Annotated in this window: 11 protein-coding genes; all 11 read right to left on the bottom strand. The window is 36.4% G+C overall.

Going from position 1 to position 20543, the window contains the following annotated elements; translation table 11 throughout:
* Window positions 1-3: 3 nt before the first annotated feature.
* Complete coding sequence (locus tag EJ994_RS06505; protein WP_126591727.1) at window positions 4-1059, bottom strand: glycosyltransferase family 4 protein; 1056 nt, start codon at window positions 1057-1059, stop codon at window positions 4-6.
* Between the two features lie 40 nt (window positions 1060-1099).
* On the bottom strand, window positions 1100-2446 hold the full coding sequence (gene murJ / locus EJ994_RS06500; protein WP_126591726.1) for a murein biosynthesis integral membrane protein MurJ: 1347 nt from the start codon (window positions 2444-2446) through the stop codon (window positions 1100-1102).
* A 471-nt stretch (window positions 2447-2917) separates the two neighbouring features.
* Window positions 2918-4639: a hypothetical protein gene (locus tag EJ994_RS06495; protein WP_126591725.1), complete on the bottom strand. Its 1722-nt coding sequence runs from the start codon at window positions 4637-4639 to the stop codon at window positions 2918-2920.
* 328 nt (window positions 4640-4967) lie between these two features.
* Window positions 4968-6059, bottom strand: coding sequence for a glycosyltransferase family 4 protein (locus tag EJ994_RS06490; RefSeq protein ID WP_126591724.1), 1092 nt, complete (start codon window positions 6057-6059; stop codon window positions 4968-4970).
* A gap of 66 nt (window positions 6060-6125) precedes the next feature.
* Window positions 6126-7217, bottom strand: coding sequence for a glycosyltransferase family 4 protein (locus EJ994_RS06485; RefSeq protein ID WP_126591723.1), 1092 nt, complete (start codon window positions 7215-7217; stop codon window positions 6126-6128).
* A gap of 114 nt (window positions 7218-7331) precedes the next feature.
* On the bottom strand, window positions 7332-8615 hold the full coding sequence (locus tag EJ994_RS06480) for a nucleotide sugar dehydrogenase (protein ID WP_126591722.1): 1284 nt from the start codon (window positions 8613-8615) through the stop codon (window positions 7332-7334).
* A 17-nt stretch (window positions 8616-8632) separates the two neighbouring features.
* Complete coding sequence (locus EJ994_RS06475) at window positions 8633-9964, bottom strand: UDP-glucose dehydrogenase family protein (protein ID WP_126591721.1); 1332 nt, start codon at window positions 9962-9964, stop codon at window positions 8633-8635.
* Between the two features lie 4 nt (window positions 9965-9968).
* A complete protein-coding gene (locus EJ994_RS06470) occupies window positions 9969-10520 on the bottom strand; it encodes a serine acetyltransferase (RefSeq protein WP_206507184.1) in 552 nt (183 codons plus the stop codon).
* The gene (locus EJ994_RS06465) at window positions 10517-11509 is read right to left on the bottom strand and encodes an SDR family oxidoreductase (protein WP_126591720.1); all 993 of its coding nucleotides are present in this window, start codon (window positions 11507-11509) and stop codon (window positions 10517-10519) included. The genes EJ994_RS06470 and EJ994_RS06465 overlap by 4 nt, the downstream gene beginning before the upstream one ends.
* A gap of 266 nt (window positions 11510-11775) precedes the next feature.
* Window positions 11776-12807, bottom strand: coding sequence for an NAD-dependent epimerase (locus EJ994_RS06460; protein ID WP_126591719.1), 1032 nt, complete (start codon window positions 12805-12807; stop codon window positions 11776-11778).
* Window positions 12808-12982: 175 nt separating this feature from the next.
* Entirely contained in the window at window positions 12983-20116 is a 7134-nt protein-coding gene (locus EJ994_RS06455) for a galactose oxidase-like domain-containing protein (RefSeq protein WP_126591718.1), read from the bottom strand.
* Window positions 20117-20543 lie beyond the last annotated feature (427 nt).

Genomic DNA, 20543 nt, shown 5'->3' with positions numbered 1-20543 from the left:
AAATTACAAATTATTAAAAATTGCTTCCCATTTTTTCAAGATAACGGGCATTGCAAATTTGTCTACCGCTTTTAATGCTTTGTTGCCTAAATCATATCTAAGTTTTTCATTAGATATTAATTCTAAAAGCCCTTTCTTCATCTCAGTTTTGTTTTGATCTTCTATCAGCATTCCGTTATAATTGTGCGTAATCATTTCAGATGGTCCTGTTTTGCAATCATAGGCAATACAGGCCATACCTTGAGACATTGCTTCAAGTAAAACCATAGGTAAACCCTCAAATCTAGAACATAAAACAAAAATGGATGCAGATTGCATAATCTTATCTACATCATTCCTGAAACCATCAAAAATTACTTGGTCTTGTAGCTTAGTTTTACCTATTAGACTTTGTAAATATTCTTTTCCTTCACCGCCAGAACCTATGATTCGTAATTTCCAATCAGGGTACTGAAGCAGTACAGGGGTTATTAAATCAATTAAATTGTCAAAGCCCTTATGATAATACCTATCTAAGTTGCCGACGGCTATTATTTCTTTATTTCTTTGGTTGTCCTTGCGAAATACCTTGAACGTGCTGGGATTTGGCATTACAAAGGTCTTAATACCTTTATTTAAATAATAATCTTTATCAAAATTGGTAAGGACGGTTAAAGCATTGGCATACTTATATACATTGTTCCTAGTGAATTTAACCGCTTTATTTTCTACTTGGAGGTAATTAATATGTTCTGAACATATAATTTTAATACCTAATAATCTACTTATTGGGATGGTGACAAGACTTATTGTGGGTAGAAATGAAATCAAGATATTAGGCCTATTCTTCTTATCTCTGTAAAATGAATAAAGTTCAAAATACCTTCTGACAGTGTGATTTTGAATAGAAAATTTGTCTAGACTAACCCGCTTTATCGTATTTTCAATAGTGTACTTGTCATCACCACCAAAAGTAATAATGGTAACATTATGTGTTTTGGCCATTTCAGTTGCTAATAAAACAAGTACTCTCTCCGCCCCACCACCACTTAATGAGCCTATAATAAAATCTATTTTCATGATACTAAATAAATAAAATTAGAATATCCTTTATCCTGATTTACAAAGCTCTGTTCAAATTATACTGTTTGTAAGTATATCCTAAATAAATAAAACTTGATATTATGTATACAATTGTTGTACTCCAAACTAGACCATAAACACCAAACTTTTTTATTAAAACCATATTCAGAATTAAATTTGTTATTAAATTCCAAAATGAAACCCAAGCCATAAATTTGTTCTTATTTAAAGCCGTCAAAAAATTAACACAGATTAAAGTACATAAGTAGAAGGGGACGTACAATAGGGCTATTTTTTGAATGAGTGACACAATTTCAGTATCCTCTGAACTAAAGTTATCTCTCTCAAATAACAAGGCTATAATGTAATCGGAAAATATGATAGTAATTATTGCAATTATAAGGCTAGAAGTAAAAACGAGTTTTAATATCTTATACAATTGCTTGAATGCTTTTTGTATATTATCGCTAATCTCATTTGAAAAGTGTGGTAAGAGTACATTTCCAATAACCATCATAATTATCCCTACAGTAAAGGAGGGTATTTTCATTCCATAGTTCATAGCCGCAATGGATCCAATTATTAATTGTGCAGCAAAAAATTGATCAACAAATGGGTTAATCCCTGTTAAAAGCCCAGAAGTAACTTTCGCAGGATATTGTCTTAACATTAAAATCATATTGAAATTTAAGTTTATATCCCCCAATTTTATTAGATTGTCTTTAGCACAAAATAAAAATAAAAATAGAGTTGATAAAAAACTACCTAGTAGCATGCCTATTACAAGAGTGATTTCCCCTAAATAATTCTTAAAACACAATAGGCAAATAATTATGGCAGCTGGAAGCAATATTTGTGAGGCTGTAGAAATTAAATACTTACCCTTTATCTCCAACAATCCAGTAAATAGCCCAGAAATTCCCCAAAAAAGTAAGCAGGGTAGGGCATAATAAAACTGTGTTCTGATTAAACTGTAATAATCTGAGTTATGATTAGGAAAAACATCGCAAAGAAAGAACTCTGTAAAAATTATTGCGAGAATAGTAAATAAAACTACTATGAGTATTATTGATAATAAAATTAATGATAGAAAATCAGGTCCTTTTTTAGTCGTTTTTAACTCTGTAATATAATTGGGTATAAACAAACCTTTAAGAGAGCCGATAAAAACATTTTGGATAAATGTTGGAATCAATATAGCAATGTAGTAAGTGTCTAATAACTCTGATAAACCAAAAATAGAGGCTACCAGAGTTTCCTTATAGAAGGTGAGCAGCTTAATAAAAAAGGTGATTGAACCAACAATCAACATGTTCCTGATTAAAGAATTATTGATGCTACTTTTTATTGCTTCTTGGATTTTAGCCTTATTTTTTTTTTGCATTAACTCCTTGTTCTTATCGCAAATCTCAAAAATATATTAAATCAATGGGTATAACCCTTCTGATTAATTTTGGTCATAACTTATGGGATTTTCAATTTAAATGGTAAATCTCGTCTTTTTAAGAATATTACACTATAATTTTTGGTTGTTTTCAATATTAAAAGCGGTGAAATTCAATTACTGTTTTAATACTTTGATCCATTAAAAATTATAATAGAAAAGGATATTTTATGGTTAAACTGATATTTCTTAGGTTAAGAAATCCAATAATTAATCTATTTGAAAGTGGGATCTGAATTTTATTTTCTAGCTAATTACAAATAAATCTACCGTGAACTCATTGAATTCCTTAAAATGTTAAAAGTGTAGTTAATCAGTTATCATATTGATTTAATGTAGTAATATAAATTAAAGAGCCCCAAGGTGGTTAAACTTTGGAGCTCTTTAATTAAGAAATTAAATTATTTCTAATCATTTCTTTATGGTCAAATAATGTAAGAACTCTTCAAGATTAGTATATCCATTACCCGAGTCATCTTTACTGCCATCTGAACCATCTTTAGGATTTAAATTACTATACTGGGATTCAAATTCATCTGATATTCCATCTTTATCGGAATCTTTATAAGCAGTTTTGTTACTAATGTCCGGATAATTACTCTCTGCCCATGTAGCTGTTTTCATAGAACCGGATTTAGTACTTACTTCGTCAATAATTCTGATGTCCACCGGGTCATTTCTAAGGGAATTACCTACATTACTTAGAATGGTGGATTCTACTTCATTGGAGGATATAGGGTTAATTCCTGAATTGAATCTTCTTGAGTTTTCCAAATAGGAATTTAGAGAACTAGAAATACTTACCGAGCCACCATTCAGCGTATTATCCGATATGAAACCTTTTGTTCTTGAGATATTCCCGTTAGGACAATTATTGGTCGAAGCCTCTAATCGTATCGTTTCAAATGATGTCGAAGTTGCGGGGCTAGTTTTGTAAACATTTCCGATTATATCAAATTCATTTTCATAAGTTGGTTGAGTTCCATATTTAAATCCATAGACCACATTATTAATCATTTCAAAATTGCTGGAGCAAGTTGAGGACCTTATGTTTCTCTCTGTTAAATGTGCGAAGAGATTTTTATACACGCTAATATTTTTAGAATTTTTGAAAATTAAAAATCCTTTCCCAGTTCCAATATTTTCAGCGATTATTGAATTCTGAACAGTTACATTATTGACAAAAATATTGTCTGCAATACTGCCTATAATAAAGTTTTTGTCCATAGTCCAAGTAACTGAGACATGATCAAAAATCAAATTTTCAATACTTTGTGTGTAGGGAGTAAGTCTAATACCATTAATATTACTTCCAGACACGTTAGAACCTGGCCTGATTGCTATATGACGTATAATGACGTTGGATGCCGAAATCCTTAATTCTGCACCTTTAACTATTATTCCTTCTCCCGGCGCAGTTTGTCCAGCTATAGTTACATTTCCTGAATTAGGTGGAATGTCTAGATAGGATTTGCAATTAATAGTGCCGCTTACTTTAAAAATAATGGTTCTTCTTTCAGTTCTTTTAAGTGCGTTTCTTAAACTTCCACTTCCTGAATCATTTAAATTAGTTACTTCAACGACAATACCGCCTCTACCTCCTGTTGCGTTTTTACCAAAACCTTCAGCACCTGGAAACGCTTTTAATTCACCCATTGCTATAGTAGAACTGCTAATGGTTACTGTGGCTTCTTCCTTTGTCACAGTGTTATCTTCTTCTATTACTTCTGCTACATAAACAAAAGTATCCTCCTCGGTATTGTCATTTGAATTTGTATTTGTTTCTTCCTCATTTGTCGTTGACTGTTCTTCTTCTACAGTTTCTATGTAAGGAGTATAGGTTAATGTGTTATCCTCATTAATAGTAACGCTACCGTTGGACGGCTGTGAAACATCTACTAAACGTATATTGCCGCCGTTGTAAAAATTATCATTTGATAACACATCTAAAATGATGCTATCGTAGGAATCCGTAAAATACATGTCATCCACAACATATTTGCGAAGTTCTAAGGTATTTACATCATCAGTTATGACATAATCAGTCAATAAATCACTATCCTTAGAACAAGATAGTATTAGAACGCAAAGAAAAGTAAGGAAATAAATAGGAGATATTTTTTTAATGGTCATAAGTAGGTTATAATAAAATTAGGTTCAAGAATTTGGTTTGCTAAAATATCAATTTTTTAAATGATTTCGGTTAAAGAGCAATTTTTTTCGATAAAATACATGAAATCAATAAAATATTCCTATTTGATAACGTATAAAAAGTTATTTTGGACTTTGAATGAATAAGATTTTCGTTGAAATGCATTATTTTAATAAAATTTAACATTTTATTAAAATAATGCATTTGTAGGGTGAAGTAGGGGATGATGTTAATTAAGTCATAACGTCAAAACCATTAGTGTTTTTTTGATAAAAAATCACAAATTGATGAACAGAGTATTTTATGGGTCTATTGATTGTTAAAAGTATGAAGTATTTCTTCCCATTGCTTCCCTACTTTAGATATAGAGAATTTTTCTAAAGCTTTAGGAGCATTTTTAGCTAACTTTCTTCTTAATTGAGTATTACTAGTTAACTTATAAAGTTCATCCTGCATCGCTTCAATATTTTGATTTTCTACCAAAATTCCATCCTTATTATGAGTGATGATATCTGAAGGACCTGAAATGCAATCATATGATATACATGGTACACCTTGAGACATGGCCTCAAGAAGTACCATAGGTAATCCTTCAAACCTTGAACTGAGAATGAAAATATCACTATTCGACAAAATTCCCTGAATATTTTTTTGATAACCTGTAAAAATTACCTTCTCACTTAATTGTAAACGTTTCACCTTTTGTTTTAAGTAATCCATACCAAAAGTACCATCTCCAACGATTTTTAATATCCAACCTTCACTACCCTCTAAAACAGGTTTGACAATCTCTATTAAATTATCAAATCCTTTATGTTTATATCTGTCCAGGTTACCTATTGCAACAATTTGCTTTAATTCTGTATTTTTAGTTTTAGTTGTTAAAATGGTTTCAAATGAACATGGGTTGGGTAATACGATTGTATTTTTATTCTTTTTAAGAAAGAATTCCTTGTCAAATTCTGTTAATATCGTAACAAGATCGGCGTACGGATAAAAGTAATTCCAACAAATACTTTGAGCTCTATTATTGTAAGCCAAATGATTATTATGTTCTGAAACTATTATTTTAATATTAAAAATTTTGCAAACAGGTATTGTTATTAAGCCATATAGGTCAATATGACTGCTTACGATATTTGGTCTATTTTGTTTTTTGCGGTAAAAAAACAATAAATTTAGAAACCCATTCAAAAGTATAGTGTTGAAAATTCTTCGCTTATGTAAGCGAACTCTAGTAATAGATTGGTTTAGTTCATAATGGTCTGGTCCCCAAAGCGATATTATTCTAATTTTATATCCTTTTTCCGCGAGATAGTTTGCAATATTACTTATTACTCGCTGAGCTCCACCTGCCTCCATGGAGCCTATTAAAAAATCTACTTTTATAGAGTCTTTCATTTATGCGCTAATCATATATTCTTACAGGCTTAATCTGTTTTGTTAAAATTCACCTTTATTTTTCTTTTAAGAACTCATTAATTTTTTAAAGATACCTTCCCATTGCTTTCCAACTACTTGAATTGAAAATTTATCAAGAGCATCTGGCGCATTTGATTTAATTTTACTTCGTAATTCCCTATTTTCGATAAGTTCCTTAAGATTGGTTATCATTGCCTGTATATTTTGGTTTTCTACTAAAATACCGTTGTGATTATGTGTAATAATTTCTGAAGGGCCAGTAATGCAATCATAGCTTATGCAGGCTGTGCCTTGCGACATAGCTTCAAGAAGAACCATGGGTAATCCTTCAAATCTTGAACTTAGTATAAATATTTCCGCGTTGGAGAGGATTTCATCTACATTATTTACGTAGCCAGTGAACTCAACCTTATCTTGTATATTTAATTTTTGGATTTCTTCCTTCAAAAAAGATAATCCGGATTTACCTTCTCCGATAATTTTAAGGCGCCATTCCGGATTTGTTTCAAAAACGGTTTTCACAATTTGTAACAAATTATCGAAACCTTTATGCTTATAACGGTCAAGATTACCAATAGCGACTATTTCTTTATTTATAGTTTTATTACCTTTTGAGTTCTTTATTTTTTCAAATGGACTTGGATTTGGTACTATAATGGTATTTTTATTTTTTTGTAAAAAAAAATTTTTATCAAACTCGGTTAGAATAGTTACGATATTAGCTTTTGGGTATAAATAGTCCCATAGAAATTTCTGAGCTTTATTATTGTAGGCCAGGTGATTATTATGTTCGGAAACTACAACTTTAATTTTATATAATATCCCATTGGGAATAGAAATAAATCCTAATAAATCTAGATGAGAACTAATAATGTCTGGTCTATTGCTTTTCTTTCTATAATAAGCCATTAAGTTAAAGAATCCGTTTACGATAACAGATTTTACAATTCTTTGCTTGTGAAGTTTTAACCTCTTAATTTTGGGGTTTAAATTGTAATGATCAGGGCCTTCAAAGGTTATAATTCTTATGGAATAACCTCTTTGGACGAGATGGTCCGCAAGAATACTAATTACTCGCTGGGCGCCACCTGCCTCCATTGAGCTGGTTAAAAAATCGATCTTAATGGGTTTATCCATACTTAAATCTAAACCGTTACACCTAAATAACTATTGTACTTTTTTTTAGCTTCTCGTCGAGAAAGTATTAGACAATTTCATCAAACTTATAGGATACCTATAAACTTTATTATACTAAAGTCGTTTCGTCACATGTTCCTTAAGAATTCCCTTTACATCATAAATAACACCGTTATCTTTCAAAAGTTTATCCAAATTAAGATTTAAAAATTCTTTATGACCAACGGCAAGAACGATAGCATCGTAGTTTTTAGTGTTGATTATATTCTTAAATGAGATTAAGCCGTATTCGTGTTTTACTTCATCTGGTGACGCCCAAGGATCAAATATGTCTACATTTGTGCCATAGCTTTCTAGATTTCTAACTACATCAACCGCTTTAGTATTCCTCACATCAGGACAATTTTCTTTGAAAGTAACGCCAAGAACTAAAATCCTTGAACCTTTAACCTTTATATTATTTTGCACCATCAATTTCACTACTTCTGCAGAGACATATTTGCCCATACCATCGTTCATACGGCGTCCTGCTAGAATAATTTCTGGATGATATCCATATTCTTGGGCCTTTTGTGCCAAGTAGTATGGATCTACACCAATACAATGGCCACCCACTAGACCGGGTTTAAATGGTAGGAAATTCCACTTAGTACTAGCGGCTTCTAAAACTTCATGCGTATCAATATCCATAAGGTTAAAGATTTTAGCTAGCTCGTTTACAAAGGCAATATTGATGTCTCTTTGGGAGTTTTCTATAACCTTTGCCGCTTCGGCTACTTTAATAGATGGTGCTAAATGGGTTCCCGCAGTAATTATAGACTTATATAAGTTGTCTACCTTTTGTCCTATTTCTGGTGTTGATCCGGATGTGACTTTCAAAATCTTCTCGACCGTATGTTCTTTGTCACCGGGATTAATACGCTCTGGTGAATATCCTACGAAAAAATCCTGATTAAACTTTAGACCGCTTACTTTTTCTAGAACAGGTACGCATTCATCTTCTGTTACTCCCGGGTATACCGTAGACTCATAAATTACAATATCTCCTTCCTTTAAAACCTGACCTACTGTTTCGCTAGACTTATATAAAGGTGTTAATATAGGTCTATTTGTGCTATCTACAGGAGTGGGTACTGTAACAACATAGTAGTTGCAGTGTTTAATATCATCCAGATTGTTCGAACAATAGAGACCAATATTGTTTCCAGGTTTAGAGACCAAGGTTTCTTTTAGTACGTCGTCAGATACCTCTAAAGTGCTGTCGATGCCTGATTGTAGTTCTTTAACTCTAGTTTCGTTAATATCGAAACCCACTACTGCGTATTTAGTAGCAAATAAACGGGCTAATGGCAGACCAACATAACCTAGTCCAATAACTGCGATTTTAATAGATGACATATTTAGAATTTTAGATACTAATTATTTTTTCCAATTTGATAGTATTCGAAACCTAGGTTTTTCATACGTTCAAAATTATATTGATTTCTACCATCAAAAACGACGGGTTGATTTAATTGAGTTTTGAGTTCTTCAAAATCCGGAGACCTGAATTCTTTCCATTCGGTTAACAGAATCATTGCATCCGCATTTTGTAATGTTTCGTATTTAGAATTGAAATAGGTAATTCCTTTTACATCTTTTAAATAGAAGGATTGGGCTTCTTCCATTGCTTTAGGATCATAGGCCTGAATTTTAGCGCCTCTTTTTATCAATTCTTTTATTACATAAATCGCTGGTGCCTCTCGCATATCATCAGTTTCTGGCTTGAAGGCTAAGCCCCATACGGCGAAGGTTTTTTCATTTAGATTTTCACCAAACTTATTTATAACTTTATTCGAAATGACAAACTTTTGTTTGTTGTTCACATCTTCTACGGACTTTATTAATTTGGCTTCGTAACCATGTTCCTCAGCTGTTTTTTTAAGGGCTTTTACGTCTTTCGGAAAGCATGAACCTCCATAGCCACTTCCCGGATAAATAAAACTGTACCCGATTCTACTATCCGAGCCAATCCCAATACGTACTTTATTAACATCTGCTCCAACTAATTCACATATATTGGCAATTTCATTCATAAAAGAAATTTTAGTAGCCAACATAGCATTAGCCACATATTTGGTCATTTCTGCTGAACGAACATCCATCGTTATTAGACGGTCCACGCTACTTCTAAAAAAAGGTGCGTAAAGCGCTCTCATTTTGTCTTTAGTCTCTTCATTATCCGAACCTATTACTACGCGATCAGGTTTCATAAAATCATTAATAGCATCTCCTTCTTTTAAAAATTCAGGATTGGAGACGACATCAAATGATATGTTTAGCTTTCTCCTGTTAAGTTGGGACTGTATTGTATTTCTAACTTTGTCAGCGGTTCCCACAGGTACAGTAGACTTGTCTACTATGATTAAGGGTTGAGTCATATTAGAGCCTATCTCCTTAGCTACTTGTAAGACATATTTGAGATCTGCGGAACCATCATCGCCCATAGGTGTCCCAACAGCAATAAAAGCAATATCGCATTTTTCCAGATGCTTAGAGAGATTAGTGCTAAAACGTAACGTTTTATTTTGAAAATTACGTTTTACCATAGCTTCTAGACCTGGTTCATAAATTGGGATTATACCTTTTTGGAGATTTAGTATCTTATTGTTGTCAACATCTATACATGTAACGGTGTTGCCCATTTCAGCAAAGCAAGTTCCACTTACCAGACCGACGTATCCAGTACCTATAACAGTTAAATTCATAATTCTAATTAAGAATATTATTTATATAATTTTCAATTGCATTTAGTTTTGTAACTATTTTACAAGGATTCCCCATAACAATAGAATTATCAGGTATATCAATGTTCACATAAGTTAGCGGTGCAATTAGCACGTTGCTCCCAATAACTACTTTTCCTACAATAACACTATTCGGACCAATCCAGACTTTATCACATATAATTGGAGCTCCTTTTTTTACACCTCTATTAGTTTCGGCAATAGTAACGCCCTGGGAAACATTACACCATTTCCCAATTTTCGCTTTACCATTGATAACAATATTACCAAAATGCGATATGTAAAAATCTTTTCCTGTAAGAGCATAATTAGGTATTTGAAACCTATATTCATGTAAATATTTAAGATATTTTATCCTGTAGTAAATATCGTAAAAACCAATTCTTTTAGAATTCTGTATTTTTTTGAGAGCATATGTACATTTGAATCCTGGTATTTTTAAGGCTTTCCTAAACGCTTTATTATTAATAGCACCAATATAACGGAACAGATCGCTTTCTATTATTTTCGGCATCATTTTAAATTATTCCAGTACCATTGAACGGCTTCTCTTAATCCTTCTCTAATATTATACTCTGGATTATAACCAACCAACTCCTTTGCTTTTTCAATAGAGGCAAGTGAATGGGGTACATCTCCTTTTCTTATAGGGCCGTACGTGGTTTTTACAGAACCAATTTTTAAATCAAATTCAGTCAAATATTCTTTTAGTAAATCTAGAAGTTCATTTAAAGAAGTTCGTTTTCCATATGCAACATTGTACACTGTATTCACGGCCAAAGTATTGTTTGTAACTAATGATTTTATATTCATTTGTATAACGTTATCAATATAAGTGAAATCCCTAGAAAAGCTACCATCACCATTAACGTGTGGTGACTCATGATTCATTAATTGCATAACAAATTTAGGAATTACCGCGGCATATGCTCCGGCTGGATCTTGTCTTCGTCCAAAAACATTAAAGTAGCGTAAGCCTATTGTTTCTAATCCATATGTTTTACTGAATACATCCGCATAAAGTTCATTAACATATTTAGTGATTGCATATGGAGATAAAGGTTTTCCAATAACGTCTTCTATCTTAGGCATGTTTTTCGAATCCCCGTAAGTTGAGGAACTGGCTGCATAAACAAATCTTTTAACCTTTGCGTCTCTAGCGGCGACTAACATATTCAAAAATCCTGTAACATTAACATCATTACTAGTTATTGGGTCGTTCATTGACCTTGGAACAGACCCTAAGGCTGCTTGATGTAAAACATAGTCGACTTTCTCACAAGCTTTGTGACAGTCGGATAAGTTTCTGATATCTCCATCGATTAAGGTAAATTTTTTGTTTGATAAAAATGGAGTAACATTGCTTTTTTTTCCTGTTGCAAAATTATCCAAACAGACTACGGTATTGCCGTTAGCAAGTAAAGATTCACATAAATTGGAACCTATAAAACCAGCCCCACCGGTTACTAAGATTCTATATTTTGGATTTAAATTATACAAATTCATCAAAATTATTTTTTAGGCTACGAAGTTGTCAAATAAAACTTAAAAACCTATAACTTATTATATGAAAGTTAACCTTATTCCGATGAATATATTTTTAAGCACTTTTGAAGGGGAATAACTATAGGTTTATTCTAGATATTTTTTATTGCAAAAGTAAAAAACCCATCAGTACTTTTCGCATTACTTTTAATATCCTAGTTTAGAGAAATAACTAATTTAATTTTGGAAATACACGAAATTTAGCAACCATCAAAATTTGATTGTAATTAACACTCTACTTTATAGAAGGTTTTGAACCATTGAACGAATTTTTCAACACCCTCTGTTATAGAAGTTTTTGGTTGATAGTCAAAATCTCTTATTAAATCTTCTACATTAGCCCAAGTTTTTAACACATCTCCAGGTTGCATTGGTAGCATTTCTTTTTTAGCTTTTATTCCAAGAGTTTCCTCAATTGCATTAATGAAGGTCATTAGCTTAACTGATTTATTATTGCCAATATTATATATGTTATATAAACTCTTTTTTGTTAAATTTTCATCAGCCTGAGTTTCAATAATACGAATAACACCTTCACATATATCATCTATATAGGTAAAGTCCCTTTCAAGATTTCCATTATTAAAAACTTTGATGGGTTTTTTATTGAGAATTGCCTTTGTAAATAAAAACATTGCCATATCTGGTCTTCCCCAAGGGCCATAAACAGTAAAAAAGCGTAACCCTGTTGTCCTAAAATTATAAAGATAACTATAGGAATATGCCATTAATTCGTTACTTTTTTTAGTGGCAGCATAAAGACTTACTGGTTGATCTACTTTATCCGAAGTCTCGAATGGTATTTTGATATTAGACCCATAAACACTAGAACTACTTGCATATACCAAGTGTTTGATATCGAAATTACGGCAACATTCTAAAATATTAAGAAACCCTACAATATTACTGTCGATGTAAGCTTCTGGATTTTCCAGACTATATCTTACGCCTGCTTGTGCCGCTAGATTACAAACGATGTCAAAATTTTCAGTTTTGAATAAGGATGGGAGAACACTGCGGTCTTCTATACTAGTACGTATAAATTTTAAATTTTTATACTTATTTCCTAAACAGAGGCTATTATAAACTTCTGCTTGGTCTTTGCTAATTCCAAGTTCAAGTAATCTCGCATACTTTAGTTTAATATCATAGTAATTATTGATGTTGTCTAAACCTACTACACTATGTCCTTTCTCCAATAGCAACTTTGAAACGTAAAATCCTATAAAACCGGCAGCACCCGTGACCAAAATCTTCATAAAATAATTTATTTTAATAATTTCTGAGTTGATTTTCTTAAATCTAATCAGTTATCCGGCTATTGAATTTGGTTAAACCCATAATATCAAATTACATTTAAATAAAGCTATTTAAAAAGTCTCTTCTTTTTAACTTAGGAAGAGACTTTTTATCAAGGTTATCAAATTGAAAGTTTTATCTCAACTTAAGAATTTTCTTTACGGTACTGTCATTATTTTCACCTCTAGTAATTTCTACAATATAGGTGCCAACACTTAGACTTCCAACTTCTACAGTTACTTCTTGGGCATGATTTTTTTGGAAAATATTACTTATTACCATTTTACCATATATATCGTAGAATCTTATCATTACCATTTCATCCATAAAATCATTTAGAATAAATCGTACGTTTCCGTCATATATAGGGTTTGGATAGATTATTACAGCATCAATTGACGTTTGTTCTTCCATGGGTTCAACATTGACTATAATCTGTTGAACACAACCATTCTCTGAATTAAAGATGTAAGTGCCAGCTTGCTCCATAGTAATATTTGAAATATTCAAAACTCCAATAGTGATACTTTCGTTAGGTTGGGTGATGGTATATTGAAAGTTCTCATCACTTATTCCTAATTGTAATGTAGCACCTTCATTTATCGTAATTGATGAATTCCCGCTCTCTTGGACCCCATCAATTGTATAAGTGGGAGTAAAAACAGCGCAGGATAATGGTTCATTACTTATGGTTACGGTTATGGACAAAGTTGTCTCACATCCATTTTCGGAAAGATAGGTGTAAAGTCCTTGTTGTTCCAAGGTTATCGCGCCCAAGTCCAAGACACCGTTGATCACTGCGCCGTCCGGAGCCTGGATAGTATATGCGATGTCCTGCTGAACGATATCCAGTACTACGGATGTGCCTTCCTCGACGGAGATGCTTTCTTGACCGCTGCCCTGGTTCCCGCCGACCGTGTACTGTGCGGTGAAACTTCCCTGCGGACACGGATCAATGATTTCAGTTACGGTTATGGACAAAGTTGTCTCACATCCATTTTCGGAAAGATAGGTGTAAAGTCCTTGTTGTTCCAAGGTTATCGCGCCCAAGTCCAAGACACCGTTGATCACTGCGCCGTCCGGAGCCTGGATAGTATATGCGATGTCCTGCTGAACGATATCCAGTACTACGGATGTGCCTTCCTCGACGGAGATGCTTTCTTGACCGCTGCCCTGGTTCCCGCCGACCGTGTACTGTGCGGTGAAACTTCCCTGCGGACACGGATCAATGATTTCAGTTACGGTTATGGACAAAGTTGTCTCACATCCATTTTCGGAAAGATAGGTGTAAAGTCCTTGTTGTTCCAAGGTTATCGCGCCCAAGTCCAAGACACCGTTGATCACTGCGCCGTCCGGAGCCTGGATAGTATATGCGATGTCCTGCTGAACGATATCCAGTACTACGGATGTGCCTTCCTCGACGGAGATGCTTTCTTGACCGCTGCCCTGGTTCCCGCCGACCGTGTACTGTGCGGTGAAACTTCCCTGCGGACACGGATCAATGATTTCAGTTACGGTTATGGACAAAGTTGTCTCACATCCATTTTCGGAGAGATAGGTGTAAAGTCCTTGTTGTTCCAAGGTTATCGCGCCCAAGTCCAAGACACCGTTGGTCACTGCGCCGTCCGGAGCCTGGATAGTATATGCGACGTCCTGCTGAACGATATCCAGTACTACGGATGTACCTTCCTCAACGGAGATGCTTTCTTGACCGCTGCCCTGGTTCCCGCCGACCGTGTACTGTGCGGTGAAACTTCCTAGCGGACACGGATCAACAATATTTACTTCTAAAATTGCACTGCATCCTTCAATTGATATAAAAGTGTATTGGCCAGATTGGTTGATAACTGTATTTCCCAAATCAAGATCACCATTGTTAATAGTACCGAATGGGTCAGTTATTGTGAAACTTACATTGTCTTCGACTGTTGATAATAGCAAAGAAACCCCTTCATTAATAGTTATGGCGTTCTCACCATTAGATGCTACACCATTTAGAATGTATTCTGGTGTAAATGGCCCACTTAAACAATTTACGTTCAACGTGAGAGTTGTGGAGCAACCTTGTACCGATGTTATGACGTAGTCTCCCGAATCCGCCGTATCGACGTTCTCCAAGAAGTAGTCCTGTTGTCCGGTGTAGAGGTCTGTTCCCTGGTATGAAACGGTGAACTCGACCCCGTTGGGTACCATACTGATGTAGAAGTCGTCTCCCGTCGTGGCCTCTACCGTTACGGGAAGCTCGTCGGGGGCCTCGGAATAGTTGACGTTGTCGAACGACCACTCGGCCTTTATGGTGGTGGCATCACAGACCACGTCGGTAACGTTCAACGTGAGAGTTGTGGAGCAACCTTGTACCGATGTTATGACGTAGTCTCCCGAATCCGCCGTATCGACGTTCTCCAAGAAGTAGTCCTGTTGTCCGGTGTAGAGGTCTGTTCCCTGGTATGAAACGGTGAACTCGACCCCGTTGGGTACCATACTGATGTAGAAGTCGTCTCCCGTCGTGGCCTCTACCGTTACGGGAAGCTCGTCGGGGGCCTCGGAATAGTTGACGTTGTCGAACGACCACTCGGCCTTTATGGTGGTGGCATCACAGACCACGTCGGTAACGTTCAACGTGAGAGTTGTGGAGCAACCTTGTACCGATGTTATGACGTAGTCTCCCGAATCCGCCGTATCGACGTTCTCCAAGAAGTAGTCCTGTTGTCCGGTGTAGAGGTCTGTTCCCTGGTATGAAACGGTGAACTCGACCCCGTTGGGTACCATACTGATGTAGAAGTCGTCTCCCGTCGTGGCCTCTACCGTTACGGGAAGCTCGTCGGGGGCCTCGGAATAGTTGACGTTGTCGAACGACCACTCGGCCTTTATGGTGGTGGCATCACAGACCACGTCGGTAACGTTCAACGTGAGAGTTGTGGAGCAACCTTGTACCGATGTTATGACGTAGTCTCCCGAATCCGCCGTATCGACGTTCTCCAAGAAGTAGTCCTGTTGTCCGGTGTAGAGGTCTGTTCCCTGGTATGAAACGGTGAACTCGACCCCGTTGGGTACCATACTGATGTAGAAGTCGTCTCCCGTCGTGGCCTCTACCGTTACGGGAAGCTCGTCGGGGGCCTCGGAATAGTTGACGTTGTCGAACGACCACTCGGCCTTTATGGTGGTGGCATCACAGACCACGTCGGTAACGTTCAACGTGAGAGTTGTGGAGCAACCTTGTACCGATGTTATGACGTAGTCTCCCGAATCCGCCGTATCGACGTTCTCCAAGAAGTAGTCCTGTTGTCCGGTGTAGAGGTCTGTTCCCTGGTATGAAACGGTGAACTCGACCCCGTTGGGTACCATACTGATGTAGAAGTCGTCTCCCGTCGTGGCCTCTACCGTTACGGGAAGCTCGTCGGGGGCCTCGGAATAGTTGACGTTGTCGAACGACCACTCGGCCTTTATGGTGGTGGCATCACAGACCACGTCGGTAACGTTCAACGTGAGAGTTGTGGAGCAACCTTGTACCGATGTTATGACGTAGTCTCCCGAATCCGCCGTATCGACGTTCTCCAAGAAGTAGTCCTGTTGTCCGGTGTAGAGGTCTGTTCCCTGGTATGAAACGGTGAACTCGACCCCGTTGGGTACCATACTGATGTAGAAGTCGTCTCCCGTCGTGGCCTCTACCGTTACGGGAAGCTCGTCGGGGGCCTCGGAATAGTTGACGTTGTCGAACGACCACTCGGCCTTTATGGTGGTGGCATCACAGACCACGTCGGTAACGTTCAACGTGAGAGTTGTGGAGCAACCTTGTACCGATGTTATGACGTAGTCTCCCGAATCCGCCGTATCGACGTTCTCCAAGAAGTAGTCCTGTTGTCCGGTGTAGAGGTCTGTTCCCTGGTATGAAACGGTGAACTCGACCCCGTTGGGTACCATACTGATGTAGAAGTCGTCTCCCGTCGTGGCCTCTACCGTTACGGGAAGCTCGTCGGGGGCCTCGGAATAGTTGACGTTGTCGAACGACCACTCGGCCTTTATGGTGGTGGCATCACAGACCACGTCGGTAACGTTCAACGTGAGAGTTGTGGAGCAACCTTGTACCGATGTTATGACGTAGTCTCCCGAATCCGCCGTATCGACGTTCTCCAAGAAGTAGTCCTGTTGTCCGGTGTAGAGGTCTGTTCCCTGGTATGAAACGGTGAACTCGACCCCGTTGGGTACCATACTGATGTAGAAGTCGTCTCCCGTCGTGGCCTCTACCGTTACGGGAAGCTCGTCGGGGGCCTCGGAATAGTTGACGTTGTCGAACGACCACTCGGCCTTTATGGTGGTGGCATCACAGACCACAGTTTCAATTGTTAAATCTATAGTAATAGCACAGCCTTCTGAAGACTCCAAAATATAAATTCCAGATTCATTTGTTTGAATATTGTTCAGTTCAAGATTAGTTAAATCGTTTACTATGGAACCATTTGGAAGAACGACATCAAATAACAGTAAGGGATTGTTAGGGTCCCCATCTATATTGTTAGGTAAAAGGCTTAACCGAACATCTTGACCGACAATAGTTGTTATTGCTATATTGTCACCTTCCGTACCGCTATTCCATGTGTTACCACCGTCAAAAGACCATTCAGCTGTTACTGGTGTATCATTGGCATCACAATTACCGACAACATTCAGATTTACTACTGTCATACATCCAGTGGCCGTAGTTAATACATATTGACCATTGTCATCAGAAGATACAAAACCATCATTATCTCCATTTTTGGTACCTGTACTTATTCGATAACCATTGGTTTGATTAAAGTCTGAAACAGAGCTAAAAGTATTGCCATCTATTTCAGTAGTAGTGGCAAAGTATTCACCATTCGCAATTGCACGAATATAGACTTCAGATCCTTCGGGTACATTAATATTGTTTCCGGTATTCCAACTTCCATTTCCTATTCTATATTCTGCAGTAATAGTTCCTGTTGGACAGTTTTGAACACCTTGTAATCCTACTCCTAAGTCATAAAATGCTTTAATTTCTTGCGGCCCAAGTGCTGTATTATAAACTTTTAATTCATCAATTCGGCCATCAATCTCATCGGTAACACCACTTTCATTGTAGTTGTTATCTATAAGTATTTGGTTGCCTACCGGTCTATGTTCATAAAAACCAGATGCAGTAAAGGAAGAAAAGTTTGGGGTGTTGGGCTCAAGATTTATTGTTCCAGAAATATTTCTAGTACAAATTTCGTTTCCATTTGCAAAAAGTCTAGCTATGTTGCCGTCATAGGTGGCTGCTATGTGAACCCATTGCCCAATAGGTGTGTATCCTGAGTAACAGTCCATTACTCCATTAGATGTTTGAAATGCCCATTTATACAAATTGTTATGAAAGCCAAAAAATAGGCTAGGGTAGTCATGGGATAAAATAGAGACGTTATAATCAATATCATCACGATTAACCCACGCCATTACCGTTACCGACTCCTCAATTTCACTAAAAGTACTATCGTATGGTATATCTATAATGGTATTACTTTGGAATTCTCTGCCATCAAACTCTATGGCATTGCCAAATAAACCGTCTGTTGTCCAATTATCCGTACTTGGAATTTTCGTAGCGGTATTATTATCTACAAAAATAACGGCACCATCATTAGAGTTTCCAGAGCTGTCAAACGCCACCGAACCACTCGTTTCTTCAAACTCTAAATGCATTACCAAATTTGGATTAGATTGTAATGGGATTGCGTCGCCTATTCTTATGGTTTCGGCCATACTAGGTACTCCATTAGCATCCATAGCAAATAGCATATAATAGCCAGGGGGCAGTAGATTTCTATCCGGTATGGAAACTGTATAATCGTTTCCTATACTTGTAAACGAAACTGGAATTCTTCGTTGCTCATTATTAGTGCTATGGGTGACTGCAGAGAAACGAACTAAACTAAACTCGCTAATTCCGGGACTTCCGATAACTGATATATCAGTTAAATAATCACTGGTTTCCGGCGCAGATATCGTTGGTCTTGTGGCCAGTGTTCCATTTGGATTAAAAAGATATGGTGGACTGAAGATTTCGGCATCTGGATGATTTACACAACCAGGTGTTGGATCACAAAGACCTCCTCCTCCTACAAAAACTCGACCATCTGTAAGTAAGATGGAAACACTGTGGTAAGTTCTAGGTGAAGCCATCCCTGCCATTTGACTCCAAGAATTAGTCGAGGGGTCAAATAATTCTGCACCTAACTCAGCTCCTACATCGGAAAAGACCACGGCCTGATCTAAACCGCCAGTTATTAAAATTTGACCATTTGGTAAAACTGTGCTATTATGCATGGTACGCTCATTAGCCATGTTCGGAGTCTGTATTACGCTTGGTACGGAAGTACTTATGTCGATGATGTAGGAATTATCTTTTGCTGGAGTATTGCTTGCATAGGATTCAGAGCCTCCAACTTTAAAAACCTTATCGATATCAAACATTACTGTAGTACCCTTAATAGAGTAGGTGTCGTTACCTCTTTGCCCGACATCGGTCATTGAGCCGTTTCCAGTAACGTCAATTCTTTGCATTATTTCTCCAGGTCCAATTTTAAAAAGTTCCCTATTAGAAGATTCCCATAGCCAGACATGGTTATCTAGTCGATATATACCCTGACTTTCTTGGGAAGCGTCGTTGGAATTGTATAAATTATCTCCTTGTATCCCCGGGAGTGAAATCCATCCTGTTTCCGGTGTATACAATTCTGCATTTTTTCCACCATTTGTGGATGGTAAATTCATATCGCTCCATGATCCCCCAACGGTGAATACAGATCCATCTGATAGGGTTACATTACCTTGATAGCCTCTAGGTATATTCATATCCGCTGCTCTTGACCATATCTGAGTCTCCGGATCATAAATAGTAGTTCTCTCACTACTAGTTCCTCCCGCAGCTAAAATTCTACCATCGGGTAAATTATTGATGCCAGGACAAAACATATCGTGGTTGGTAGTGGTTTGTGTAAATGGCAGAGCTTGTCCATGGGGCCCAAGTGCTGGGTCAAAGATTGCCGTGTAAGTCATCCCGTCACCTACTTCGGTATAGGTGTCCGGGAATTTAGAAGACCACGTAATTAAGGTGCCATCTGGAAGATTAGCTGCAGCAACAGGAACTATTCCCATATTGATTATGGGACTCCATTCTCCTTGAGTTGCTTGATTTTGAGCTTTTAAGATGATTCCCGAGAAGAACATCAATAGAATTATATAATAACTAAAAAAATTATTTTTCATCATAACAATTTAATAAGTACAAAAATAATCTTCTATTCCTTTAAACGTTTGATTTTTACGTTGAAATAAATTAAATACTCGTTGTAAATACTTGGATTTTTTACAAAATTAACAGTATGGTACTATGAATTTGAGCTGCTGGGTGTTCAAAATGAATATGCACTTGAATTTCACAAAAAAAAGCAAAAGTTATATTTAGGGATAATTGGACTTTAAACATTCTATTTTTTCACTGAGAATTTTGATAATTAAAATTTTATCCATCTACAATTTTGTTATTTTTGTAGTTAAACGATAATTTCTTTGATTAAACGAATAACAAAGGTTTCGGTATTATTTAATTAGGAGTATCTATTACATTAGCGAAATATTATCCCAAATAATATCATTTTGAATACTGAAACTATAAAAAGGAAAAAAGTTTGGTTAT

The organism is Maribacter sp. MJ134 (assembly GCF_003970695.1).
Lineage (GTDB): Bacteria > Bacteroidota > Bacteroidia > Flavobacteriales > Flavobacteriaceae > Maribacter.
This window is presented reverse-complemented; position numbering and strand designations above follow the sequence as displayed.